The sequence below is a fragment of the Veillonella sp. 20925_1_51 genome, assembly GCF_041431445.1.
In the GTDB taxonomy this organism is placed as follows: Bacteria; Bacillota; Negativicutes; order Veillonellales; family Veillonellaceae; genus Veillonella; species Veillonella nakazawae.
Map to the genome: position 1 here is coordinate 42,412 of NZ_JAPVXT010000008.1, position 25,144 is coordinate 67,555.

A 25,144-nucleotide genomic window follows, 5' to 3' on the forward strand; every position below is an offset into this window, starting at 1 on the left:
TTCCATTATGACTATTGTAGATTGTAGTGGTCATGATGTGTATGTTTTATGTTTATATGTAATGGAACAAGGAGATTTTACATGAAAAAATCTTGGAAAAAAGCCCTCTTAGCAGGTCTTAGCATTGTAGTGATGGGTTCCTTCATCGCTGGTTGCGGCTCTGATAATAATGGTGCTGCTAATAAGGATGTTTTAAAAGTTGGTGTAACTAACTTCGCATCCACATTAGAACCTACAGAAAACTTCTTCGCATGGGTTGTTATGCGCTATGGTGTAGGCGAAACATTGGCTAAGTTTGACGAACACATGAAACCTCAACCATGGATTGCATCTAAATGGGAAGTATCCCCAGACCATAAAACGTGGACTTTCACAATCAATGATAAGGTGAAATTCTCTAATGGTAAAAAAGTTGATGCTGCAGCAGTTAAAGCATCTATCGAACGGGCTTTTGAAAAATCCAATCGTGCAAAAACATTTTTCGAATATGACTCTATGGAAGCTAATGGTCAACAATTAGTTATTCATACAACAAAAGAATATCCTAATATGCCTGGCCTTTTAGCGGATCCGTTGTTCCTAATCGTTGACGTTCAATCTGAAAAAGATGGCCGTAACTTTGCCAAGGAAGGTCCTATCGGTACAGGTCCATACGTAGTTAAATCTTTCACAAAAGATCGTGCTGAGATGGCTGCTAACGAAAACTATTGGGATGGTACAGTACCATTTAAAACTGTAGAAATTCCTTCCATCGATGATCCTAATACGCGTGCTATGAGCTTGCAATCTGGTGACGTAGATATGGCGGTTAACATCGGTGCTGGTGAAATGGGCTTATTCCAAAATAACGATAAGTTCAAGGTTGATGAAATCGCATCTCTTCGCGTAGTATTGGCTCGTATCAACCAAAAAGGTGTTCTTGGTGATGACAAAGTACGTGCTGCAGTTATTTCCGCAACAGACCGTAAAAACTATGCTGATGTATTGTTAAAAGGTACATTCATTCCTGGTTCCGCACCAATTCCACCATCCATGGACTATGGCTTCAAAGATTTGAAAGATCCTAATGCGTATAACCCTGAACGTTCTAAACAATTATTAGCAGAAGATGGTTGGAAAGATACTGATGGGGACGGCATCCTTGATAAAGATGGCAAACCATTAACATTTGACTTCGTAGTATATAATTCTCGTGCAGAATTACCACTTTATGCAGAAGCTGTTCAAGCAGACCTTAAAAAAGTGGGTATCGACATGAAAATCAAAACAGTTGACTATAACTTGATTGATAAAATGGGTCAAGATGGCGACTATGATATGCTTATCTCCAACATCGTAACTGCTAATACAGGCGATCCAATCTGGTTCTTAGCTAACTACTGGCATACTAATGTGGATGGTTCCAACCCTCAAAACGGTTCTGGTTACTCCAATCCACAAGTTGACCAATTGTTAGATGCTGCTGAAACTGAATTTGATCCTGCAAAACGTCGTGACTATGCAATTCAAATTCAACAATTATTGATGAATGATGGTGCTGCATTGTTCTTAGGTTACCCTAAAACTAATATCGTTACTGGTTCTTACTTGAAAGGTGCTGTCATGTACCCAAGTGACTACTACTGGATTACTAATAAAATTACAAAATAATAAGGAGCTATAATGGCAGAAAACATACTAACTGTAGAGAACCTTAACATCGCGTACCAAGGTGTGCCTGCTGTTATGGATGTAAACTTTACCTTGGAACGCGGTAAGGTATTGACCATTGTAGGGGAATCTGGATCCGGTAAAACTACCGTGATCCGGGCCCTCATGGGTTTATTGCCTATAGGTGGTGAGGTCACAGATGGTACAATGCTCTTTAATGGTCAAGACCTTCGCACCCTATCTAAGTCTGAATGGAGAGCTATACGTGGTAAAGACATGGCCATGATTTTCCAAGATAGTGGTAGTGCTTTAGACCCAATAGTTCGCATTGGTAAACAGTTTAGAGAATTATTTAAATCTCATATAGAAATTACCAATGATGAATGTGATCGACGAGCAATTGAGTTATTAGAATCTGTTTCTCTCCCTAATGGGGCAGATATATTGCGCCGTTATCCACATGAATTATCCGGCGGTCAACGCCAACGTGTGGGCATTGCTATGGCATTAGCGCTGGATCCTGCGTTATTAATTGGTGATGAACCTACATCTGCTTTAGATGTAACAACACAATCACAAGTTGTTATGCAAATGCTAGAACTTGCTAAAGAGCATAATTCTGCTATCGTAATGGTTACGCATAACCTTGGTGTAGCGGCCTATATGTCCGACTATATCATTGTTATGAAAAAGGGTCGTGTTGTTGATGCTGGCACACCGCAAGATATTTTGGAAAACCCATCTAATGAATATACGAAGCAATTAAAAGATGCTGTACCAACATTGGAAGGAGGTCGTTACATTGACTAACTACGCTGTAGAATTAAAAAATGTATGTAAACGATTCCCACTTCCTACTGGTGGTGAGCTCGAAGCGTGTAAGAGTATTAATATCACCTTAGAAAAAGGCGAGTCCCTTGGGATTGTAGGGGAGTCTGGCTCTGGTAAAACAACTTTGGTTCGTATGATCATGAAGATGCTGCCTATCACAGAAGGCGAGATTTATGTAGATGGTGTAGAGATTCAACATATGAACTCTGAGCAAACGAAAGAATACCGCAAGAAAATTCAGATGGTATTCCAAGATCCATCTGCAGCTTTCAATCCGCGTATGAAGGTAAAGGATATTATCCTTGAACCGTTATACAATTTTGGGCTTCTTGAAAAAGGAAAAGAAGAACAAATCGCAGGTGACTATCTTGAAATGGTAGACCTACCTCGCGAGTTCATGCATCGTTATCCTCATGAAATGTCTGGTGGTCAACGTCAACGTGTAGCTATTGCTCGTGCCATTGTACTAGAACCAGAAATTCTTGTTCTAGATGAGGCAACAAGTGCTCTAGACGTGTCTGTACAAGACTCCATCGCCTATTTACTAGCGCGTTTACAAAAGAAGAAAAATTTAACATATCTATTTATCGCTCATGATATTGCGTTCATTCGTACCATGTGTCATAAGGTAGTGGTTATGTATAAAGGTGCTATCGTTGAAGAGCTAGATGCATTCCATTTAGCAGATGCAAAACATCCTTATACAAAGGTTCTATTGAGTTCTATCTTTGAAATTGGTAAAGATCATAAGCCACTTACTTTAGAAGAAGCTGGGAAAGCATAAATTTTGATTATATAAAATAGCAGTTAGCCATTTGGTTAACTGCTATTTTTATATTATCTATTATTTATTATGCGGATAATTTTTGCTTCTACATAAATATATCGAAAATTTTCTCAAAAATGATTGTGTTAACACTAAATATATAGTATAGTTGACTAAGCGATATACCCCTATGGGTATAATTAAAATATGCTCATATGAAATGATATACATATACATATACTTATAGAGAAAGGTTAGGTGTGTGAATGAAAGGATTACGTAAGGCATTACTGATTGGTATGATGCTGGGTGTTACGGTCCTTGGTACTGTAGGCTGTATGAATCAATTATCCAATTCATCTAATGATGTATTAAAGGTAGGGGCTATTAGCTTTGCAGGTACATTAGAACCAACAGAAAACTATTTTAGCTGGGCCGTTGTACGATATGGTGTAGGGGAAACTCTAATAAAATTTGATGATCACATGAATGCTAAACCCTGGTTAGCATCCTCTTGGAAACAAAGTGATGATAAGCTGACTTGGACTTTCACCATCAACGATAAGGTTAAGTTCTCTAACGGTAATGCTCTTACTGCTGAGGCCGTAAAGGCGTCTTTGGAACGAACCTTCGGGAAAAGTAAACGGGCAAAAACATTCTTTAATTACACTGAAATGACGGCTAATGGTCAAGAGCTCACAATTAAGACCGATAAGCCTTATTATAATTTGCCAAACTTGTTGGGAGATCCATTATTCTTGATTATGGATGTAACTGCTGAGGCAAATGGTCGTGATATTGCGAAGGAAGGTCCTATTGGTACTGGTCCTTATGTAGTGACATCATTTACAAAAGAGCGTGCTGAGCTAGCACGGAATGATAACTATTGGGATGGCAAGCCAGGCTTTGCTAAGGTTGAAATTCCATCTATTAACGATGCCAATACACGAGCTATGGCATTGCAAGCGGGTGATGTAGATATGGCCGTTAGCATTGGACCTGGCGAATATGGTATCTTCCAAAACGATAAGAAATTTACTATTTATGAAGGATCATCTTTACGTGATGTATTCGTTCGGATGAGCCAAAAAGGCAAGCTTAAGAATGCTAATCTTCGAGCGGCCCTCATTGCCGGAGCGAATCGTGAGTCCTATGCAAAGAACCTTATGAAGGATACCTTTATTGCCGGTAAGGCTCCATTGCCACCGTCCATTGATTATGGATTCAATCAATTGCGGGATCCTAATAAATATAATGTTGAACGTGCTAAAGAATTACTTAAACGTGAAGGTTATATTGATACAAATGGTGATGGGATTGTAGATAAAGATGGTGAAAACCTAGTGCTTGATTTCTATGCCTATACATCTCGTCCTGAATTGCCATTATATGCAGAGGCATTACAAGCGGACTACAAAAAAATCGGTGTAGATTTACAAATTAAAATCATAGACTATGCTGTGATTGATACATTGGCGCAATCTGGGGATTACGATATGCTCATCTCTAGTGTAGTTACTGCTAATACTGGCCAACCTGTATGGTTCTTGAAACAATACTGGGGGACCGGTGCTGAGGCAAATGGTTCTGGATTCTCCAATCCACGTTTCGATGAATTGTTAGCTCTTGGTGAAAGTGCCAACGATCCATTAGTGCGTCGTAATGCGTTGATCAATGCACAACAATTGATGCTAGATGATTCGATAGCACTCTTCCTTGGATATCCTAAGATTAATATTGTAGGGAATAACAATATCGATGGTATTAAGATATCTCCATCTGAATACTATATTATTACGAAAGACTTAAAACGGAAATAATTTTATTATATAAACCTATAGTAATGAAACTTGTTAATATAATTTAAAGTAGTTGTAGACATATCAAAAGAGGACTAGCCACGGCTAGTCCTCTTTTGGTAGTTAGTTATTTTTTCTTTTGATCTGTTGCATCAAGTTCTGCCATATTTACGACATTTGCTTTGCCAACCATTTTGTTATATTTAATAAATAGTTGTGTATATGCTTCGCCGTAGGAAGAATTGATGATGATATAGTTGCGAGCCTCTGCGACAAACTCTTTTACAGAATCTTGATACTCGCGAACTGCGTTTTGCGTTTCTGATGTTGTACCAGGTTGTAATTTGTTGATGCGTTGCGTGATTTGTTGCAAGTTTGCTTCAACCTTTTGGGTATCTGTATTTCCATCTGGATCGATAAGATCGATTGTTTGGGCCGTCATGAGATTTAACTCGATGAAGTTAACTGCGTTTTCACGTTTTTCACCTTGATATTCAGTCATGCGTTCTGTATAGAGCTCATTATTACGATTATCTAAGGCTAAATCTAAAGCATTGTATGTAGCGTAGAATTGTTCAGCTAGAGGTACATACTGTGCCGCTAACTCATCGCTACCTTTGAAATTATCTTTTTCAAAACGACGTTCTACATAGTAGGCTTGCAATTGATCCGCAACAGGAATCAATTGATCTAGCACTGCTAATACATCATTAGTTGATTGGTTTACATCTTCGTATGGAGTAGGGCTATCTTGCTTTGCAGCCTCTAATGCTGTTTTAAGATCTTTGTATTTTGGTAATGTAATCGTCGTGTTATGGGACCCATTACGTAACTCTTCAAGAGTTGGTTGTAATTGATTTGCATAGGCTACACTGTACGCGTTATATGAGTCTAATGCGACGATATAAGGTCGGATAGCGTTGATCTTGTCGTCAACGGTTGATCGATATAAAATTGTCGTTGTATTGGATGACAAGAGTGTATACACCCCGTAGATCCCACCACCGATAATAGCGACGCCAAGTATAACAGCTGCTATTAACTTGATGTACCCCTTTTTCAACTGCGCACGCTCCTTGAAAACACACTAACTCTTTTTGGATCCGTTTGGGCGGACTACGCCCCTAAGAGTAATTAGTTATATTATATCATAAACTTACGTCCCAAAAAAGACGTATAGAGTGGAGAATCATAAGGAATAGATGAAATTATGTTATGTGAACATGTATTAATATTTGTAATTAGTGATTTGTAGAGGGATAACCTTAAAAGGCTTTTACATAAACAAGCTATTCTGCATAAAAATATATTTCTCTAGACGCTGCAGCTGCGGCTGGTATAATAGCAAGTATAGTATTCATTATATGGGGAGTTTTTTATGTTAGAATCGAATCGTTTACTCAACTTTGCTACATCTTCAGAACTCATAGCAAATGGGGAAGGGCGCAATGTGCTATCTGCTATAGAAGATGGTTTGCGTAATTGTGATGAGTTTTTAATATCTGTAGCATTTATAACACCAGAAGGATTACTAACATTAAAGCCAATACTTAAAGAGTTAGAAGATCGAGGTGTACATGGTCGCATATTAACAACAGATTATCTTGGTTTTAATAGTCCACAAGTTCTAGAAGATTTAGGTAATCTAAAGAATATTGATTTGAAGGTATATTGTACTACTCAAGGTAGTGGACATGGTTTTCATACAAAGGGATATATTTTTAGGAAAGATGAATCCTATCAAATTATAATAGGTAGTTCTAATTTAACTATTAATGCGCTAAAGAGCAATAGAGAGTGGAATACCCGTTCTGAAGTACATGGTAGCGATACTTATGCTCGAGAGATTAATGAGGAATTTGAACTGTATTGGGATTCAAAATTTGCCATTCCTTATGAAGAGTTTATACCTTGGTATAAGCCTAGATGGGTTCGTCCAGAACGTTCTTCTCAAAGGTCTGTAGCGGAACAGTTTAATCAAGTTGATTTACCTACTTTAGAACCTAATATAATGCAACAACAGTTTATTGCCAACTTTAATGAGCTAAGAGCTAATCAGGCTAAACGAGGGCTTTTAATTTCTGCTACGGGGACAGGAAAAACTTATGCAGCAGCCTTTACGATGCGTGAAATGAATCCGAAAAGAATTCTATTTTTAGTGCACCGCGAACAAATAGCAAAACAGGCAATGGCAAGTTTTGAACGGGTTTATAATGATCCATCTATAACGTTTGGGTTAGTATCTGGTAATGTTAAAAAATATGATGCTACCCATGTATTTTCTACAATGCAAATGATGGGGCGTTATGATGTAATGAAACAATACGATCCAAAAACTTTTGATTGTATTATTATTGACGAAGTACATCGTGCAGGCTCTGAAAGTTATCAACGTATTATCGACTATTTTAAACCACAGTTTCTATTAGGTATGACTGCAAGTCCGGAGCGGACTGATGGTTATGATTTATATGAGCTCTTTGATCATAATATTATTTATGAAATTCGATTACAACAGGCTCTAGAGGAAGATTTATTGTGTCCATTCCACTATTTTGGTATTAGTGACTTATGGGTTGATACAGACGAACCGATTACTGATATGGAGGTTACTTTTTCTAATTTATCAACAAAGGAGCGTGTAGATAAAATTATTGAAAAGATTCGCTACTTTGGACATAGTGGTAGTCGAGTAAAAGGCCTGGTATTCTGCAGTAATCGCGTTGAAGCAAAGGCTTTATCTGACGCTTTTAATGAGCGAGGGATTTATCGCACGGTAAGCTTGACGGGTGAGGATAGCCAAGAAAGTAGAGAGAAAACGATTGCTCGATTAACAGGGACCGGGGAGTATCAAGGTAGACTTGATGAGCAGTTAGATTATATATTTACTGTGGATATATTTAATGAAGGCGTTGATATACCTGAAATCAATCAAGTTATTATGTTACGTCAAACTGAAAGCCCAATAATTTTTATTCAACAATTAGGACGTGGACTTCGTAAGTTTGAAGATAAGGAATATGTAGTTATCCTTGATTTTATTGGGAACTATACAAATAACTTTATGATTCCCTTGGCACTATCTGGTGATAGAAGTTATAACAAAGATACATTGCGTCGATATGTACAAGCAGGTAATCGTATTATCCCTGGTAGCTCAACAGTACATTTTGATAAAATTGCGAAACAACGTATTTACGAATCTATTGATACGGCAAAGTTTTCTGATATGAAATTAATAAAAGAAGCCTATTTTAATTTGCGCTTTAAATTAGGTCGTATTCCTAGAATTTCTGATTTTGCAGAACATGGTTCTATTGATGTAAGTCGAATTTTTTATAAATTTAAGTCCTATCATAATTTCTTGATAAAGATTAAAGATAAGGATTATGATGTATCATTCACACCTGTTCAGGAACGGATGTTACATTTTATATCTCAAAAACTAACAACAGGAATACGTGTACGAGAGCTATTAGCATTACAAGCATTATTAGAAGGAAAACAGGATGTTATTACATATGTATCTAATGAGCTTTTAAATACATATGATGTAGAATTATCTGAGCATGGGCGAATTAATCTCATTAATGTTATGACAAATCAATTCGGTGTGAAAGCGGCACAAAAGACATTTGAAGATAGTGTATTTATTGAATTATCTAATGGTCGTTATGGAATATCTCAAGCATTTAAAGATGCATTAGAAAATAGTAATTTTAAAGAGCAAGTGCAAGAACTTGTTGCCTATGGTTTGAAACAGTTTGATGATAAATATAAAGGTAAGATTTATCCGAATACTCCTTTTGCTTTATATGAAAAGTATACCTATGAACAAGTGTGTCAATTATTAGAATGGCCTCAAAATGAAGTGCCATTGAATATTGGGGGATATAAATTCCATAAGGAAACAAAGACGTATCCTGTATTCATCAATTATCATAAAGCAGATGATATTCAAGATACTATTAAGTATGAAGATAGATTTGAAAATCCAGGATTATTGAAAGCTATTTCTAAAAATAAACGATCATTTTCTTCTGATGATGTGCAGACTGCATTTAACGCTGATGCCTTAGGGGTTTCTATGCACTTGTTTATGAGAAAGAATAAGGATGATGAAGAGTCTAAAGAGTTTTACTATTTGGGTCCTATTCATTCTACAGGACGAGAACGAGCTAAAGAAATCTTTATGGCAAATGGTACTATGGCAGTAGAGCTAGAGTATCAACTTGAAGTGCCCGTACGGGATGATATTTATGATTATATTATTAATGGGTAAGGATATATGAGTGAAGAACGAAAACATATTGAAGTTGTAGCAGCAATTATCAAAAAAGATAATACTATATTAGCTACTCAACGTGGTTATGGTGATCTAAAAGATGGTTGGGAGTTCCCAGGTGGTAAGGTTGAGCCTGGCGAAGCTCACGAGGTAGCACTTAAAAGAGAAATACATGAAGAACTAGAAGCGGAGATTACCGTTCTGGAACATATTATTACTATTGAATATACAGGGTATGAGAAGTTTGATTTAACAATGTATTGTTATTTATGTTCTTTAGTAAATGATTCTGATATTACTCTATTAGAACATGAAGCGGCTAAATGGCTTTCAAAAGAGAATTTATACTCAGTAGATTGGTTACCTGCTGATATTGATGCAGTAGATGCGATCTCTAAACGTTTATAATTATTAGTGTTAGTATTAGTATAAACTCTAGTTTTATTATGTGATGAGCTTCAAAAGATTGATGCTACTTCAAGTGCGTATATTATCTCAGTAAAGGCATTTAAACAATATTATAAAGTTATCTTTTAATTACGAAGAGTCTCTATCCCTGATAGAGGCTTTTTTAGTCATAAAAATATTGTAATTCTCATTACTTTCTCATTAATTCTAAGTAGGATATAAACTATTATAGTATTATGAGATATAATAGGAGAGAGATTTATGAGCGAGAATGCATACGTGTGTCCATATTGTCAGTCGGAAAATATTCAAAGTTATAATATTGCTTATGCTGGTGGCTTTTCTAATGTAAATGGTGTAACTACAGGTGTAGGTATTGGTGCTGGTGGTCGAGTAGGTGTTGGTATTGGCAATACTGTAGGTACTCAACAAACAGCACTTTCTATGATGGCAAAACCTCCGATGAAAAAATCAATTGCTACATTTATTTTAAAGTGGTGGATTGCGATTCAATTTGGTCTCGTATTATTGCTTTGGATTTCCGGTCTAAGTAAACATGAGGCTTCACTAATTATTTATTTTGGTGCATATGCGTTGTTAATCTACAAAACATATCAACGTTATGTATGGAATAGAGACATATATCCAGGATTACGTCGCGACTGGGAGCATACATATATATGTTTACGTTGTGGGAATTCTTTTCTTTTATAATTGAAATACATCAGCATACAATATAGAGGTACGCCTATAATACTATATAGGTGTACCTTTTATTTTGTATGGATAGGATATTTGTAATGTGAAAGAGCTATTAGAACATATTGGCTTATCGTTTAAATTATATTTTCATATTCATTGTCCATACTTTCATATCGTTATATAATAATATTATCAGATTTGTATTTTTCGATATAATTATATGAAAGGAGTACATATGTCAAATTTCATCACTCCTAAAGAGTTATTAGCTTGTCTCGATGAGGTTATCATCTTAGATGCTCGAGGTTATCAAGATTATAAACAAGGTCATATTAAGGGGGCTTTTCCTGTAGATTTAGATAAGGATTTAACAGGCCCTGTAGGTGAGCATGGCGGTCGTCATCCATTACCAGATATGGAGCGTTTGGCTCATACTTTTGAGTCTTACGGGATTACTCGTGATTCCAAGGTTGTTGTATATGACTCTTGGCTTTTCTTGGCGGGACGTTTATGGTGGACGTTGCGCTACCTGGGTTTAACGGATGTACGCGTATTGTCTGGCGGTGTTGAACGCTGGATTAAGGAAGGTCATGTTCTAACTAAAGAACCAACTCCATTACCTGCAGAACCGTCTGTTTTCAACTATGAATTACAAACGCATATGGTTATGAGTCGTGATGAGGTTCTCAAGGCTAGTGAAACGGGTGACCATGTTATCATCGATGCTCGTGCGCCGTTCCGCTACGATGGGTCTCAAGTAGATACGATGGATGGCATGACTGGTCACATTCCTGGTGCTGTTAATCATTTTTATGAAAGTGGTTATACCGTAGATGGTCCTAAGTCTGTAAAAGATTTAGAAGCTGAGTACTATAATGAAATCTACCAAAATAGACCTGTTGTGACTTACTGTGGCTCAGGGGTAACCGCTTGTAATGCGATGTTAACTATGAGCGAAGTAGGGCTTGAATCGGCTTTATATGTTGGTAGCTCTAGTGATTGGGTAACCTATGACGGTTTCCCACTTAAGACTGGTGTAGAAACATTACGATAATACAGGAGGGCAAATGAAAATTTTAAAACATCTACTAACCCTTGTTGCGTTTGGTTATTTGTGTTATCACATCTATACCTTTGGGCCCGGCATGTTTAATGTTACGGTGTTGGTAATTCTTGTTTTATCTTCCATAGCTAATTATTTCCGTGAAAAACGTGAAAGTGATCTTAAAGCAAACGAAAATGCTCGAAAGGCTCGTGCGGAAGCAAGACATGCAAAGAAACACAAACAATAGTAATGTACAACTTTCTGTCTAAACTGTATAACATACTATAATTGCTAGTATAAATAAGAATATTTTTGAAATATAAGGAAATTGTTGAAATAGAGGCTTTCACAAACTATATTGGTATGTAAAAGCACTATTAGAATAAGGAGTAAGCATTGAAATTAATTTCTTGGAATGTAAACGGCCTTCGTGCCGCTGTAACAAAAGGATTTATGGAATCCTTTAATGAACTGGATGCAGATATTTTCTGTTTACAAGAAACTAAATTACAACCTGACCAAATTTCTTTGGAGTTGCCAGGCTATGAGCAATACTGGAATAGTGCTGTTAAAAAAGGCTATAGTGGTACAGCTGTATTCACGCGCATTAAACCATTATCTGTAACTAATGGCATCGGTATTGAAGAGCACGATCAAGAAGGTCGCGTTATTACTGCAGAATATGAAAACTTCTATTTAGTATGTTGCTATACGCCAAATAGCCAACGTGAATTGGCTCGTCTTGAGTACCGCATGACTTGGGAAGATGCATTCCGCAACTATTTACTTGAATTAGATAAGAAAAAACCAGTTATTCTCTGTGGTGACCTCAACGTAGCTCACCAAGAAATCGACCTTAAAAACCCTAAGACAAACCGTAAAAATGCAGGCTTCTCAGATGAAGAACGTGCAAAAATGACCGAACTATTAGGTGCTGGTTTTACAGACACATTCCGTCACCTTTATCCAGATGCTATTGAGGAATATAGCTGGTGGTCTTATATGGGCAAGGCTCGTGAACGAAATACGGGATGGAGAATTGACTATTTTATCACCTCTAAACGTCTTGACGACAAAATTCAAGAAGCTAAAATTCACCAACAAATCTTTGGCTCTGATCATTGCCCAGTAGAATTAGATATCGATTTATAATATATTGAAAGTATAATCTACAGCCTCATCTTAGGATGGGGCTGTTGTAATAGGTGAAAGGAGACCTTATGGCTCAAAAACAAAAGGCTGTTGTCTTATTTAGCGGTGGTGTAGATAGTACTACATGTTTAGCGCTAGCTATTGAAAGATTTGGCAAAGATAATGTAGTGCCGTTATCCATTCAATATGGTCAAAAACATAGTAAAGAACTAGAGGCTGCTGCATCTATTCTCGCTTATTATGGCATTGAAGGTAAAACGATGGATGTCACTAAATTGTTTGCCTTCAGCAATTGCTCTTTATTGACCCAATCCACAGAGGCAATACCTCAAGGTTCATACAAGGAACAACAAGAAACAGAAGGGGAAGGTACGGTTAGCACCTATGTGCCATTTAGAAATGGCCTATTCCTATCTGCGGCGGCTTCCTTAGCCTTATCTCTAGACTGCGGCTATATCTACTATGGTGCCCATAGCGATGATGCGGCTGGTAACGCATACCCAGACTGTACAGAACACTTCTATAAATCCATGGGTGATGCTATCTTCGAAGGATCCGGTAAAGAATGCTCTCTAGAAGCACCATTTATCAACCATAACAAAGCAGACGTCGTAAAAGAAGGCTTACGCCTTGGCGTACCATACCACCTAACATGGTCCTGCTACGAAGGCGGAGACAAACCATGCGGACACTGTGGTACCTGCATCGACAGAGCCGAAGCATTCCGCGCCAACGGCGTTGAAGACCCAGCACAATAATAGAATTTCTCTACATCCACTAAAACTTCTCTACATACACCAAAACTGGATTATATTAGTAGTCGCCTTTTAGGCGGCTACTTTACATATAAACTAATAGATAAGACACCATATTTGCCTTGAGGCGGACTTCTACGTCGCTAACTCTCCTCAACTGGCTTAGACTAGTTGAGGCGCTTTGATGAGTAATATATTTTATATTATTTATCATGTGGGGGATGCTGAGTTAAAGCGGCCTTTTACGTCACTATGTATCTGTAATATTGATTTGTTAAATTCGCAGTGGAAGAAAATACCTTTTCAAAGAGCGACTTTGGCAGGTCGAGGCCCTCGGCCGATGACCGTATAGCCAGTGGAGCGATGAGGAAAGGTATTTTCTGCCACCCCACCCTTGCCAATATTACACTGATGGTAGTTGCTGTAACAGGCTGCTTTAGCTCTCAACGACTTGTAGATATCGAAAATATATGATATTATAAATGCAACAACTAAATAAGACAGTTTGAAACCATCCTGTCTCTAAACAAAACTACGGAAATTCATAAGCATTTATAGCATGGTAGTTTTGCCATGCTTTTTTTATTTGAGGAGGTGAGTGTTATGATTACTACACGTAAATTGACTATTTCTGCCATGGTTGTGGCATTGTACATCGTCGTACTATATTTAACGCAAAGCGTTTCTTTCGGAGCGTATCAAATTCGTATAGCAACATCATTATATGCACTTGCTTATGCCTTTCCGTTTTTGGTAATTCCAATGGGGATTGGTAACCTCATTTCTAACTTCCTATTCGGTGGTCTTGGTATCCTCGATATGATGGGCGGCTTTGGCGTCGGTATTTTAACAACAGGTATTATCGTAGGTATGCGTAAACTTGGCCTTAGCGCTTGGTGGGCGATTTTGCCAATCATCTTTGTTCCAGCGCTCTGTGTACCATTATGGCTAAGCCCATTGCTTGGCCTGCCATACTGGCCATTGGTATTGAACCTCATCGTAGGTCAAACAATTCCAGCAGTGCTTGGCTCTGTTTTGGTAAAAGCATTGATCAGCCGTCCTAGCATGGCCGCTTTATTAGGTGCTTTCAAATAAAAAGTACATAGGTAAATAAAAAGGCGTAAGCTCGATGTGAGCTTACGCCTTTTTTATGGCTAAATGTTATGGAGGTTGAAAGTATTAGCAGTTGTAGCCGCGCCATTTAGTTTCTACTACGAGGCGTTCAAGGGCAACCATGTACGCTGCTTGACGAGGTGGTACATTGTATTTATGTTGCATTTCCCAAACTGCTTCAAAGCTATTTTGCATATTTTTAGTTAAGCGTTCATTAACTTCTTCTTCAGTCCAGTAGAAGCTAGCTTTGTTTTGGACCCATTCATAGTAGGATACAACTACGCCGCCGCCGTTTGCAAGAACGTCAGGAATGATGTCGATACCTTTTTCATAGAAGTATTTATCTGCATCATTAGTAGTAGGGCCATTAGCACCTTCCAAGATGATTTTAGCTTGGATGTTTTCCATGTTGTCTTTGTTCAATTGGTTTTCAAGAGCTGCCATGTACAATACATCAACTGGTTGAGCCAATAATTCTTGCGCACCAATTGTAGTCATACCTGGTTCGCTGTAACCTTCAAGGGAACGACCATGGGAGTTAGCATATTCGTATGCTTTTTCCACATCAATACCGTTAGGGTTGTAGATATTAACGCTTACGTCGCCGATAGCAACAACTTTAGCGCCTGCTTGCGCGATGAGGCGAGCACCTACGGAACCTACGTTACCGAAGCCTTGAACTGCTACAGTAAGGTTTTTAATGTCTAAGTTTTTCTTAGCTAAGTAACTTTGTAATGCGATGAGACAGCCGCGACCAGTTGCTTCATTACGACCTAAGGATCCGCCTACTTCAATAGGTTTACCCGTAACGATACCAGGGCTCCATTCACCTTTTAATGTGCTGTATTCGTCAGCGATCCAGCTCATGATTTGGGCGTTTGTATTTACGTCTGGTGCAGGCACGTCAGTATTTACGCCAATGATAGGAGCAATACGACGTACAAAGTTACGAGTCAAGCGTTCTAATTCGCGAGGGTTCAAAGTTTTAGGATCAACTTTGATACCGCCTTTACCACCGCCATAAGGAATGTTAGCGATAGCATTTTTAATAGTCATCCAAGCTGCCAATGCACGAACTTCGTTTTCGTCGGAGTCAGGATGGAAGCGAAGACCACCTTTAGCGCTACCACGTAATGTGGAGTGTTGGCAACGGTAACCTTCGTATACGCGAACTTCACCATTGTCTAGTTGAAGAGGTACAGCTACTTTTAGTTCTCGTTCAGGATGACGTAATACTTCGTACTCACTACGAGAATAACCGAGTTTTTCTGCTGCTACATCTAACGTATTTAGCATGTTTTCATAAGGATTATAACCACTCATAATAACCTCCTGTATATAAGAGTAAATTAAGTTTTGCTAATTTTAGACATACTGTAGTATTCGACGTTGTATACATAATACCCTTTATAATTTTATAACTATATTCTATAGTTTTTAATGCTTGAAAAGTGTATAGAATATAGATATTTACTGTGATTATAGTCACTCCTAAAGTTAGATATAAATCGTAGTTTTTACAGTATAAATGGATACTTTTACAAAAAAAAAAGAGACCGATGAAAGATACTTTCACCGATCTCTAAAGAGAATATATTTTATTTTTCCATTGTATTTTCCACTGGAGTAGGAGGTACAGAAGAGTCTGTAGTTTGGCCGTCACCCCACCATACGATACCGTATGTATGATTAAGAACAGAACGGTTAAATACAGGTGTTTCGATGCCTGCCTTGCGTTGTTTGATATAGTCATCAAGAGCAAGACCTGCAGTACGTCCCATACGTACGATGGAACTAATATTAGTTAATACTAAGAAGGCCATGAATAAATCGGCTAAATTCCATACTAAATCAAGGGAGGCAATAGAGCCTACGAATGTCATGATTATTACACCAATACGGAATAAATGAAGATAGAATTTCTTCTCTGTTAAGTGGCTAATATTAATTTCACCGTAGTAATAGTTACCAATTAAGGAACTGAAGGAGAACATTACGATAAAGATTGCTACCGCTGTTGGTGCCCAAGAACCAAGTTGTTGTTCAAGGTTATGTTGTACTAGAGCAACACCAGTTAAACCTGTTGTGCTATAGTCACCAACGATGAGCACGATGAAAGCAGAAGCGGTACAAATGATAAATGTATCAAGGAATACACCGAATGCTTGTACAAGACCTTGTTCAACAGGATGGTTAACAGCTGCAGTAGCCGCTGCATTAGGCACAGAACCTTCACCGGCTTCGTTGGAGAATAGACCACGTTTAATACCATTCATTACAGTAGCACCTAATAAGCCACCACCTGCTGCTACTGGTTCAAAAGCAGAGGAGATAATAGTATAGATTACATGTGGGAATTGAGTGATATTCATAATAACTACGAATAATGCAGTAGCGATATATAAAACCGCCATGATAGGAACGATGATTTCAGATGCTTTAGCAACGCGGCTGATACCACCGAAAATGATAATACCAAGAAGAATTGCTACTACAGCGCCTGTATAGGATACATCAAAGTTGAATACTTGAAGAGATGCAGCTAATGTATTAGCTTGTACAGAGTTGTAAATCCAACCGTATGTAATACTGATCAAAATTGCAAATAAAACAGATAATGCTTTGTTGTTTAAGCCATAGCGAATGTAGTATGCTGGGCCGCCGTAAAAGCCGCCTTTAGCAACAGGTTCTTTGTAGATTTGTGCCAATGTAGATTCGATGAAACCTGTAGCAGCACCAATAAGAGCGATAACCCACATCCAGAAAATAGCACCAGGACCACCGAGTACAACAGCAATCGCTATACCTGCGATGTTACCAACACCTACACGAGATGCAGTACTAACACAGAACGCTTGGAATGAGGATACATGATTTTTTTCTGTAGAACTACCTGCACCATTGATTACGAGGCGAATCATTTCTTTGATCATACGAATTTGTACAAAATTCGTTGTCATCGTAAAGAAGAGACCTGCGCCGATGAGGATAAAGATGATGAAATAACTCCATAAATAGCCATTAATGGTAGAAATAGCATCATTGAGCATTGCTTCCATAAAAACGCTCCTTTCTCATAAAAAGAATTCTTATAATTATTAATAATATTGTATCAATTTCTATAGACTATGTAAAACAAAATCCCTCACAAGAGTGAAGGATTTTATTAATAGTTTATTATTGTATAGCAACTAAGATGTTTCTTTAAGCTTTAGTGAATTCCGGTGATTCCTCCATGCCTTGTAATAAGGTTTGTTCAGAATGTTCCATGTGAATTCTTGCTAACTTACGAGCTTGAGTAGCATTATGTGAAGCAATGGCCTCTACCAATTGACGGTGTTCTTCCCATGTTTTTCTTAGTCGGCCCGGTTGATTCATAGAGAAGCTACGGAATCGATAGGTTTGCTCCCGCAAGTTGTGTACGATATCTGCTAAACGTTCGTTACGAGATGCACGATATAGTACTTCATGGAATTCTACGTCTGCTGTTACGACGGACTCCATATTTTTATTCTCCATATGGTCGCCGATCTCTACGAGCATTCGTTCTAGTGTTTCGATTTCCTCTTCGGTTATGCGTTCGGCAGCAAGGCCTGCTGCGAGTTCTTCTAGGGCAGATCGAATTTCGAATACTTGAGTAATATCCTTTAACGATATATTGGCTACATATGTACCACGGCGAGGAACCATGACAACAAAACCTTCGAGCTCAAGCTTACGAATGGCTTCGCGAATTGGTGTACGGCTCACACCGAGTTCTTCAGCTAGAGGGATTTCCATAAGGCGTTCGCCCGGTTTTAACACGCCGTCTTGAATGGCTTGACGTAATGTTTCACTTACGACTTCGCGTAGAGGTTTATACGCATCTAAGCGTATTGGTTGTAACCGTTTTGTCATGGTAAGTCCTCCTGTGTACATGTTTTTGTAATGAGCGATAGCCAATCATGGCCTGCTGCTTTGATCTCTTCTTGCAGTTGTAATGCTTCCATTGGTTTATCCAGCAATACCACCATTGTAGGGCCACTACCAGTCATAATCGTTGGATACCCACGACTAGTGAAGAATTCTTTACAAATGACAAGTTCTTCATGGTCAGGGAAGAGTAGTTCTTCAAATGTATTAGCACTAGTAAGGAATGCTGATTTTAAGTCATTATTTTCTAAGTGTTGTTGGACTGTATCGATGGTTTGTTTTGTTGCTACGGACTTATTTGTGAAGCGACCATAAGCAGCTGCAGTTGATACAGAAACCTTTGGCTTTACTAGTAATAACCAATGTGGATCTGGAGATTTTCCGTACGTTAATATTTCACCACGCCCCGTGCCACGTGCTGTACCACCTTGCAATAGGAATGGCACATCGGATCCAAGAGTAGCACCGATTTGTAAAAGTTCCTCTTGGGGGAGTCGTAAGTCCCAGAATCGATTGAGACCTACTAACATAGCTGCCGCATCAGCACTACCACCGCCAAGACCGGCTTGAATAGGTACTCGTTTTAATAGGTGAATGGCAGCTCCCGCTTTGCAGCCGGTATAAGCTTGTAGTGCCCGTAATGCTTTGAGGGCAAGATTTTCTTCCCCGTAAGTAACTAATTTTTGCATATACTCAGGTAATTCTGGAGCGCCACCGGAGAAAACTACGGAATGATGCTTCGCAAAATAAATGGAGTCGCTAAGGCGAATGGATTGGAAGATAGAGTCGATATCGTGATATCCGTCTTCACGCTTGCCCGTAATGGCAAGTCCAATATTGATTTTACTGCAACCGAGTTGCTCAAAACTTTTACTCATGATAGCCTCGTTTGTAACATACAGAATATATGCAATTTATATGTTTATTTTATACTCTTATAAAGTGATTGAAAATAACCATTAAGTGGTTTATGATGAATTTGTATACGCATATTGTTTTATTACTAAATATATTGTAAATAGCGTATGTTTTAGTTAGTTCATTATAGAATATTTATAGTGAAATGGCAATTTGGAGGGGGCTATGTTCGCTAAGTATAAAAGTGTTATCTATGAAAGCCTTATGGTCATTCTTGGATGTGCCATATTTGGTGCCGGCCTTGATGCCTTTGTATTGCCACACAAATTGGTGAGTACTGGTATTAGTGGGGTAGGCTTGATTTTGTATTATGTAACGGGCTTATCCGTTGGTTCTTGGAATATGATTTTAAATATTCCTATATTCTGGGCTGCTTGGAAGTGGCTGGGCACCCGTGTTGTTATCAAAACCTTGTATGGCACATTGATGCTGTCTTGGATGGTTGATTTATTTAACTTCTTGCAATATGACATGATTATTAAGGATCCTTTGTTGAGTTCCATGATGGCTGGTATTACTACTGGTGTCGGTCTTGGCATTGTATACCGCGTAGGCGGTAACACAGGTGGGCTTGATCCTATTGCACTCATTGTACGCAAATATTATGGACTTCAAATGGGGTCCATTAATAGTGCCATAAACTGTGCCATCCTTGTTGCCGCAATTGGTGTTGTTGGCCTTGAAGCCGTAGCGGTCACACTTATTAGTGTCTATGTGTATACCATCATTACGAATAAGGTAGTTATCGGGTTTAATCAACGAAAGGTAGCTTTCATCATTACCTATCGTACCGATGAGGTCTGCGAATGCATCATCAAAAAGGTTGGCCGTGGAGCCACTATTATTAATGGTGTGGGTGCCTACACACGGACGCCGAAGCAAATCGTTATGGTAGCCGTTAATCTCTTGCAAGTAAATAAATTAAAAGAGGTTATTCAAGAGGCCGATCCAAATGTATTTATTTTGATAACCGATGCACAAGAGGTTATTGGTCAAGGCTTTACGCAGCCTATTATACCGACTGAAGTATGTGAACAGTTGAAAGATAAGAGTACTACACAAGAGGACGATACAGAGACTGTACACAATCAATAAGTAAGTATTTGTCATCTCATCTTAATCATGTGTAAATATAATGTTTTATGAATGATATATACAGTTGAGATTAGGAGGTTCCTATGGCTCATAAATTAGCAGGTATGCCTGTACAAGAACAAGATATTATAGATGTACAAACTCTGGTGGATGCATATTTTGATAATGCACCGGATGTAACGGATCCGACACAACTCGTATCCTTTGGTACATCTGGTCATCGTGGTACCTCTTTGAATGGTACCTTTACAGATTTACATGTAGCAGCTATTACGCAGGCTATCTGTGATGGTCGTGGACAATTTGGTGCGACAGGTCCTATTTTTGTGGGCCAAGATACACATGCTTTATCTCAGCCTGCATTAGTAACAGTGCTTGAGGTCCTTGCCGGTAATGGTGTGGTTGCAATGGTTGATGCGGATATGGACTTTGTGCCTACACCGTCAGTGTCTCGTGCTATCATTCGGTATAATGAAAGTCATTTTGATAAGGCGGATGGTATCGTTATTACACCATCCCATAACCCGCCAGATAATGGGGGTATTAAGTATAATGCTACCAATGGTGGCCCTGCGGATACATTGATAACGAAATGGATTGAAACCCGTGCCAATGAGTACGTTCGTGCTTATTGTGAATTAGAAGGGTTCAAACGTATTAGTATTGATAATATTGAACCAGATCAACAAGTTCCGTATGACTACAAGGGTTTATATGTTGAAGAGTTATCTTCCATCATCAATATGGAAGCTCTTCAAAGTGCTAAGCCTAAGGTTCTTGTCAATGCATTAGGTGGTAGTGGTCTCGGTTATTGGCGGGCCATTAAAGAACGATATAATCTCAATATGGATATCATCAATGATGAGTACGATCCAACCTTTAGCTTTATGACTTATGACCATGATGGTAAGGTGCGTATGGATTGTTCCTCTGAATATGCGATGGCGGATGTAATTAAACAAATTGGCAATTATGATCTCGCTGTTGGCAATGATCCAGACTATGACCGTTATGGTATCGTTACTGCAGAGGGCCTTGTTTCTCCAAATGCATTCCTTACGGCTGCTGCAGATTATTTGTTTACGACCCGTGGTTGGACTGATAAAGGGGTAGGGAAAACCGTTGTTTGTACTACGATGATTGATAAATGGGCTGCTGTTAAAGAAATTCCGGTTTATGAGGTTCCGGTAGGCTTTAAATATTTTAGCTCTTTATTATTTGATGGTGAGATTGGCATCGGTGGGGAAGAATCTGCAGGGGCATCGTTCCTCAAAAAGGACGGCACCGTATGGACTACCGATAAAGATGGCATGGTAATGGCTTTATTGGCGATGGAAATGTATGCTGTTATGGGGGCTACTGTTGATAGACTTTACAATAATATTGTTGAAGGCTGTGGGGACCCACGATTTGGTCGCATTGATGCGGCTTGTACAAAGGCGGCAAAGGCTAAGTTGAAACAATTAAATGCTAGTTCCATTACAGCTACTGAGGTCGATGGTGACCTTATTACCAATATACGTACTACGTCCTTGTACAAGGATATGCCAATCGATGGCGTTCGCGTAGAAACGGAAACAGGTTGGTTTGTGGCGCGTCCATCTGGTACAGAGGATTTGTATAAAATCTATGGTGAAAGCTATAAAGGGGATAAAGGCTTAGTTGCGTTATTGACAGCAGGAGAGGCTATCGTAACGGCTGCATTATCCGACGAAGTATAAAATACCGTTTTTATGTGAAAACTCATGAAGATTTCACCGTAGAAAAGTAATAAATGTGATATAATATATTAATATAGTTTATTGAATGCCCCATATGGGTTAAATAGTTTGTAGTGCTCAGAAAAGGTGATGTTATGAAATTAGTTGTTACCGTTGTCGGCGTTGACCGCGTCGGTATCATTGCTGGGGTTAGTACAGTACTTGCTAATCACGGTGTAAATATTATGTCTATTAATCAAACCATTCTTGACGGCGTTTTCAATATGATTATGATGTGTGAAACAAAGTCTGAAGATATAAAAGATTTGACCTCCATTCAAGAGGCTTTAACTACACTTGGTAAAGAACTTGGTGTTGAAATCCGTGCACAACATGCTGATATTTTCTTAAGCATGCACCGTGTAGGATAGGAGGCACTATGTTATCTATCGACAATATTTTAGAAACGAATCAGATGATTCATGACAACAAGCTTGATGTTCGTACAATTACGATGGGCATTAGCTTGCTAGAATGTGCATCTAGTTCTGGTAAAGAACTATGTGATCGCATTTATGATCGTATTACAAAAGAAGCTGAACATCTTGTGTCCACTGGTGAGGATATTGAGCGCGAGTTTGGTATTCCTATCATTAATAAACGCATCTCTGTAACTCCTATCTCTCTTGTTGCAGGTGGTAGTGATTTAACATCCTATGTACCAATTGCAGAAGCGATGGACCGTGCTGCTAAAACAGTAGGTGTTAACTTTATCGGTGGTTACTCCGCTCTTGTAACAAAAGGTGCTACACGAGCTGATCGCATCTTGATTGATTCTATCCCAGAAGCATTGGCAACTACAGATATCGTATGTAGCTCTGTAGGTGTTGGTTCTACTAAAACTGGTATCAACATGGATGCAGTTCGCGACATGGGGATTATCGTTAAGAAAACGGCAGAACTTACAAAGGATAATGATGCTCTTGGCTGTGCTAAGCTCGTTATTTTCTGTAATCCTGTAGAGGATAATCCATTCATGGCAGGCGCTTTCTTTGGCGTTACTGAAGGTGATAGTGCTATTTCTGTAGGAGTATCTGGCCCAGGCGTTGTAAAACACGCACTTGAGTCTGTGCGTGGTCAGTCCTTTGACGTTGTAGCAGAAACGATTAAACGTACTGCTTTCAAAATTACTCGTGTAGGCCAATTAGTAGCACAAGAGGCATCTCGCCGTCTTGGTAAATCATTTGGCATTATCGATTTGTCCTTGGCGCCAACACCAGCGGTAGGCGATTCTGTTGCTCACGTTCTTGAAGAAATGGGCTTATCATCTTGTGGTTGTCATGGTACGACTGCGGCACTTGCATTACTTAATGATGCGGTGAAAAAAGGTGGTCTTATGGCATCCTCTCACGTAGGTGGTCTCAGTGGTGCATTTATTCCAGTATCTGAAGATGCTGGTATGATTGATGCCGTATCTTGTGGCAGTTTATCCCTCGATAAATTAGAGGCTATGACATGCGTATGTTCTGTTGGCCTTGACATGATTGCTATTCCTGGAGACACAACAGCGGATACAATTTCTGCAATTATTGCTGATGAATCTGCTATTGGTATGATTAATAATAAGACAACTGCGGTTCGTGTAATTCCTGTACCTGGCAAAACCGTAGGTGAGGTTGTTGAATTTGGTGGCCTTTTAGGTTACGCTCCAATTATTGAAGTGAGTCCATATAGTGCAGCTGAGTTCATCGCCCGTGGTGGTCGTATTCCAGCACCTATTCGTAGCTTAACTAATTAATTGTGTTTATAACCCAGTTGTTGGAGGTGTCTTATGAGTGATTATGTGCTCGATTATGTGTGGGCCTTTGCTCTGGCGCTCATCATAACCTTTGCACTAACCCCTTTGGTAAAACGCTTTGCCGTTGCTGTAGGGGCAATAGATAAACCTGATGCCCGAAAGGTGCATCATGGTGCTATTCCACGACTTGGTGGGTTAGCAATCTTTCTCGGTTATGTAGGATCGGTCCTCTTTAATGGCTCTATCCCACATGACCATAAACTATTTGGCTTTGTACTTGGTACAGTTATTCTTGTGCTCGTTGGCATTTGGGATGATATTAAACAGATTGAGCCAAAGACTAAGTTAATGGGCCAAATCATAGCAGCTGCAATTTTGGTGGCTTATGATATTCGGGTGGACTTTATCAACCTTCCTTGGGGTGGTGTAGTGTACCTTAAATATTGGGCTGCTCCATTGACTATTTTCTGGATCGTAGGATTTACGAATATCGTAAATCTTATCGATGGCCTTGATGGCTTGGCAGCAGGGATTTCCTTCATTGCTTGTATTGCTGTTTGCGCTATGACATTACAACTTGGCCAAACTGACTTAGCATGTATATCTCTTGCACTTGCAGGTGCAACAGTAGGGTTCTTGCGGTATAACTTTAACCCAGCGAAAATTTTCATGGGTGATACGGGTTCCATGCTCCTCGGTTATACTTTAGCAGCTATTTCTGTAATGGGTGCTGTTAAAACGGCAGCTACTATTGCATTAGTAGTTCCTGCAATCGTACTTGGCTTACCAATTCTGGATACATTATTTGCTATCGTACGCCGTAAAATTAGCGGTCGTCCAATTTTTAAGCCTGATAAAGGCCATGTGCATCATCGTTTGTTAGCTCAAGGTTTATCTCAAAAACAAGCGGTGCTAATGATGTATGCCGTAACAGCTCTGTTTGGTGGCGTGTCTGTCATCGTAGCAGAGGTCAATGCTTGGATTGGTATTGCATTGGTACTCGTTATCTTCTTAGGCAGTATTTTTGTGGCTCGTCGCCTTGGTGTTATTACCCATAGTGATGCAGCTGGACATCCATTGCCACGTCCTACAATTGAACGCAGCGATTCAGATGAAACTATTTCCTTTGATCGTGAAGAATTGGCAAAAGCTTTAGAGGAACCTGACGATTCCCATAAGAAATAACCATATGTGGGGCGCACGGCGCCCCATTTT

The 25,144-nt window shown here is 39.0% G+C and carries 22 protein-coding genes; 17 read left to right on the forward strand and 5 right to left on the reverse strand.

The features are described 5' to 3' along the window. Window positions 1–81: 81 nt before the first annotated feature. From O3607_RS08500 to O3607_RS08515, 4 genes are all read left to right on the forward strand, one after another. A complete protein-coding gene (locus O3607_RS08500; RefSeq protein ID WP_178885538.1) occupies window positions 82–1,650 on the forward strand; it encodes an ABC transporter substrate-binding protein in 1,569 nt (522 codons plus the stop codon). A gap of 12 nt (window positions 1,651–1,662) precedes the next feature. Next, window positions 1,663–2,460: an ABC transporter ATP-binding protein gene (locus tag O3607_RS08505; protein ID WP_005385379.1), complete on the forward strand. Its 798-nt coding sequence runs from the start codon at window positions 1,663–1,665 to the stop codon at window positions 2,458–2,460. Next, window positions 2,453–3,265, forward strand: coding sequence for an ABC transporter ATP-binding protein (locus O3607_RS08510; protein WP_156719994.1), 813 nt, complete (start codon window positions 2,453–2,455; stop codon window positions 3,263–3,265). The genes O3607_RS08505 and O3607_RS08510 overlap by 8 nt, the downstream gene beginning before the upstream one ends. A gap of 248 nt (window positions 3,266–3,513) precedes the next feature. Next, entirely contained in the window at window positions 3,514–5,067 is a 1,554-nt protein-coding gene (locus O3607_RS08515; protein ID WP_371443693.1) for an ABC transporter substrate-binding protein, read from the forward strand. A 106-nt stretch (window positions 5,068–5,173) separates the two neighbouring features. On the opposite strand, the gene O3607_RS08520 is transcribed toward O3607_RS08515, so the two are convergent. Then, window positions 5,174–6,109: a DUF3829 domain-containing protein gene (locus tag O3607_RS08520; RefSeq protein ID WP_119208969.1), complete on the reverse strand. Its 936-nt coding sequence runs from the start codon at window positions 6,107–6,109 to the stop codon at window positions 5,174–5,176. A 315-nt stretch (window positions 6,110–6,424) separates the two neighbouring features. Between O3607_RS08520 and O3607_RS08525 the strand changes: the two genes are divergently transcribed. From O3607_RS08525 to O3607_RS08560, 8 genes are all read left to right on the forward strand, one after another. After that, a complete protein-coding gene (locus O3607_RS08525; protein WP_371443694.1) occupies window positions 6,425–9,328 on the forward strand; it encodes a DUF3427 domain-containing protein in 2,904 nt (967 codons plus the stop codon). Between the two features lie 6 nt (window positions 9,329–9,334). Continuing rightward, window positions 9,335–9,739 carry a (deoxy)nucleoside triphosphate pyrophosphohydrolase gene (locus O3607_RS08530; protein WP_287533475.1) on the forward strand — a complete coding sequence of 135 codons (405 nt, stop codon included), beginning with the start codon at window positions 9,335–9,337 and terminating at the stop codon, window positions 9,737–9,739. Window positions 9,740–10,000: 261 nt separating this feature from the next. Beyond that, entirely contained in the window at window positions 10,001–10,453 is a 453-nt protein-coding gene (locus O3607_RS08535) for a hypothetical protein (protein ID WP_178885524.1), read from the forward strand. Window positions 10,454–10,676: 223 nt separating this feature from the next. After that, window positions 10,677–11,495: a sulfurtransferase gene (locus O3607_RS08540; protein ID WP_287499564.1), complete on the forward strand. Its 819-nt coding sequence runs from the start codon at window positions 10,677–10,679 to the stop codon at window positions 11,493–11,495. 13 nt (window positions 11,496–11,508) lie between these two features. After that, the gene (locus tag O3607_RS08545) at window positions 11,509–11,733 is read left to right on the forward strand and encodes a hypothetical protein (protein WP_024064459.1); all 225 of its coding nucleotides are present in this window, start codon (window positions 11,509–11,511) and stop codon (window positions 11,731–11,733) included. Between the two features lie 149 nt (window positions 11,734–11,882). Next, the gene (locus tag O3607_RS08550; RefSeq protein ID WP_024064458.1) at window positions 11,883–12,638 is read left to right on the forward strand and encodes an exodeoxyribonuclease III; all 756 of its coding nucleotides are present in this window, start codon (window positions 11,883–11,885) and stop codon (window positions 12,636–12,638) included. Window positions 12,639–12,706: 68 nt separating this feature from the next. Beyond that, the gene (gene queC / locus O3607_RS08555) at window positions 12,707–13,396 is read left to right on the forward strand and encodes a 7-cyano-7-deazaguanine synthase QueC (protein ID WP_039968958.1); all 690 of its coding nucleotides are present in this window, start codon (window positions 12,707–12,709) and stop codon (window positions 13,394–13,396) included. Between the two features lie 600 nt (window positions 13,397–13,996). Beyond that, window positions 13,997–14,488 carry a QueT transporter family protein gene (locus tag O3607_RS08560; RefSeq protein ID WP_024065885.1) on the forward strand — a complete coding sequence of 164 codons (492 nt, stop codon included), beginning with the start codon at window positions 13,997–13,999 and terminating at the stop codon, window positions 14,486–14,488. An 84-nt stretch (window positions 14,489–14,572) separates the two neighbouring features. On the opposite strand, the gene O3607_RS08565 is transcribed toward O3607_RS08560, so the two are convergent. The 4 genes from O3607_RS08565 to ispE all read right to left on the reverse strand — a co-directional run bounded on the left by O3607_RS08565 (window position 14,573) and on the right by ispE (window position 19,296). Then, a complete protein-coding gene (locus O3607_RS08565; RefSeq protein WP_005385406.1) occupies window positions 14,573–15,829 on the reverse strand; it encodes a Glu/Leu/Phe/Val dehydrogenase in 1,257 nt (418 codons plus the stop codon). Window positions 15,830–16,104: 275 nt separating this feature from the next. Beyond that, a complete protein-coding gene (locus O3607_RS08570; protein WP_295231303.1) occupies window positions 16,105–17,565 on the reverse strand; it encodes a sodium:alanine symporter family protein in 1,461 nt (486 codons plus the stop codon). Between the two features lie 145 nt (window positions 17,566–17,710). After that, window positions 17,711–18,403 (reverse strand): GntR family transcriptional regulator, encoded by a 693-nt coding sequence (locus O3607_RS08575; RefSeq protein WP_005385408.1) that lies wholly within the window; start codon window positions 18,401–18,403, stop codon window positions 17,711–17,713. Continuing rightward, window positions 18,400–19,296 (reverse strand): 4-(cytidine 5'-diphospho)-2-C-methyl-D-erythritol kinase, encoded by an 897-nt coding sequence (gene ispE / locus O3607_RS08580; RefSeq protein ID WP_371443695.1) that lies wholly within the window; start codon window positions 19,294–19,296, stop codon window positions 18,400–18,402. The genes O3607_RS08575 and ispE overlap by 4 nt, the downstream gene beginning before the upstream one ends. A gap of 205 nt (window positions 19,297–19,501) precedes the next feature. On the opposite strand from ispE, the gene O3607_RS08585 reads away from it, so the two are divergent. From O3607_RS08585 to O3607_RS08605, 5 genes are all read left to right on the forward strand, one after another. Further along, window positions 19,502–20,431: a YitT family protein gene (locus O3607_RS08585; protein ID WP_195186426.1), complete on the forward strand. Its 930-nt coding sequence runs from the start codon at window positions 19,502–19,504 to the stop codon at window positions 20,429–20,431. Between the two features lie 83 nt (window positions 20,432–20,514). Then, a complete protein-coding gene (locus O3607_RS08590) occupies window positions 20,515–22,152 on the forward strand; it encodes a phosphoglucomutase (protein ID WP_371443696.1) in 1,638 nt (545 codons plus the stop codon). A 134-nt stretch (window positions 22,153–22,286) separates the two neighbouring features. Next, window positions 22,287–22,562, forward strand: a complete 276-nt coding sequence (locus O3607_RS08595; protein WP_024065891.1) for an ACT domain-containing protein — start codon at window positions 22,287–22,289, stop codon at window positions 22,560–22,562. Window positions 22,563–22,570: 8 nt separating this feature from the next. Then, window positions 22,571–23,929, forward strand: coding sequence for a PFL family protein (locus tag O3607_RS08600; protein ID WP_303880635.1), 1,359 nt, complete (start codon window positions 22,571–22,573; stop codon window positions 23,927–23,929). A gap of 33 nt (window positions 23,930–23,962) precedes the next feature. Next, entirely contained in the window at window positions 23,963–25,114 is a 1,152-nt protein-coding gene (locus O3607_RS08605) for an MraY family glycosyltransferase (RefSeq protein WP_285363818.1), read from the forward strand. The last annotated feature ends 30 nt before the right edge of the window (window positions 25,115–25,144 follow it).

Excerpts from the sequence above, each read along its gene's own strand:
- O3607_RS08500 (WP_178885538.1), top strand. The coding sequence starts at position 82 with ATGAAAAAATCTTGGAAAAAAGCCCTCTTAGCAGGTCTTAGCATTGTA.
- O3607_RS08505 (WP_005385379.1), top strand. The coding sequence starts at position 1,663 with ATGGCAGAAAACATACTAACTGTAGAGAACCTTAACATCGCGTACCAA.
- O3607_RS08515 (WP_371443693.1), top strand. The coding sequence starts at position 3,514 with ATGAAAGGATTACGTAAGGCATTACTGATTGGTATGATGCTGGGTGTT.
- O3607_RS08525 (WP_371443694.1), top strand. The coding sequence starts at position 6,425 with ATGTTAGAATCGAATCGTTTACTCAACTTTGCTACATCTTCAGAACTC.
- O3607_RS08530 (WP_287533475.1), top strand. The coding sequence starts at position 9,335 with ATGAGTGAAGAACGAAAACATATTGAAGTTGTAGCAGCAATTATCAAA.
- O3607_RS08535 (WP_178885524.1), top strand. The coding sequence starts at position 10,001 with ATGAGCGAGAATGCATACGTGTGTCCATATTGTCAGTCGGAAAATATT.
- O3607_RS08540 (WP_287499564.1), top strand. The coding sequence starts at position 10,677 with ATGTCAAATTTCATCACTCCTAAAGAGTTATTAGCTTGTCTCGATGAG.
- O3607_RS08545 (WP_024064459.1), top strand. The coding sequence starts at position 11,509 with ATGAAAATTTTAAAACATCTACTAACCCTTGTTGCGTTTGGTTATTTG.
- queC (WP_039968958.1), top strand. The coding sequence starts at position 12,707 with ATGGCTCAAAAACAAAAGGCTGTTGTCTTATTTAGCGGTGGTGTAGAT.
- O3607_RS08560 (WP_024065885.1), top strand. The coding sequence starts at position 13,997 with ATGATTACTACACGTAAATTGACTATTTCTGCCATGGTTGTGGCATTG.
- O3607_RS08565 (WP_005385406.1), bottom strand. The coding sequence starts at position 15,829 with ATGAGTGGTTATAATCCTTATGAAAACATGCTAAATACGTTAGATGTA.
- O3607_RS08570 (WP_295231303.1), bottom strand. The coding sequence starts at position 17,565 with ATGGAAGCAATGCTCAATGATGCTATTTCTACCATTAATGGCTATTTA.
- O3607_RS08575 (WP_005385408.1), bottom strand. The coding sequence starts at position 18,403 with ATGACAAAACGGTTACAACCAATACGCTTAGATGCGTATAAACCTCTA.
- ispE (WP_371443695.1), bottom strand. The coding sequence starts at position 19,296 with ATGAGTAAAAGTTTTGAGCAACTCGGTTGCAGTAAAATCAATATTGGA.
- O3607_RS08585 (WP_195186426.1), top strand. The coding sequence starts at position 19,502 with ATGTTCGCTAAGTATAAAAGTGTTATCTATGAAAGCCTTATGGTCATT.
- O3607_RS08590 (WP_371443696.1), top strand. The coding sequence starts at position 20,515 with ATGGCTCATAAATTAGCAGGTATGCCTGTACAAGAACAAGATATTATA.
- O3607_RS08595 (WP_024065891.1), top strand. The coding sequence starts at position 22,287 with ATGAAATTAGTTGTTACCGTTGTCGGCGTTGACCGCGTCGGTATCATT.
- O3607_RS08600 (WP_303880635.1), top strand. The coding sequence starts at position 22,571 with ATGTTATCTATCGACAATATTTTAGAAACGAATCAGATGATTCATGAC.
- O3607_RS08605 (WP_285363818.1), top strand. The coding sequence starts at position 23,963 with ATGAGTGATTATGTGCTCGATTATGTGTGGGCCTTTGCTCTGGCGCTC.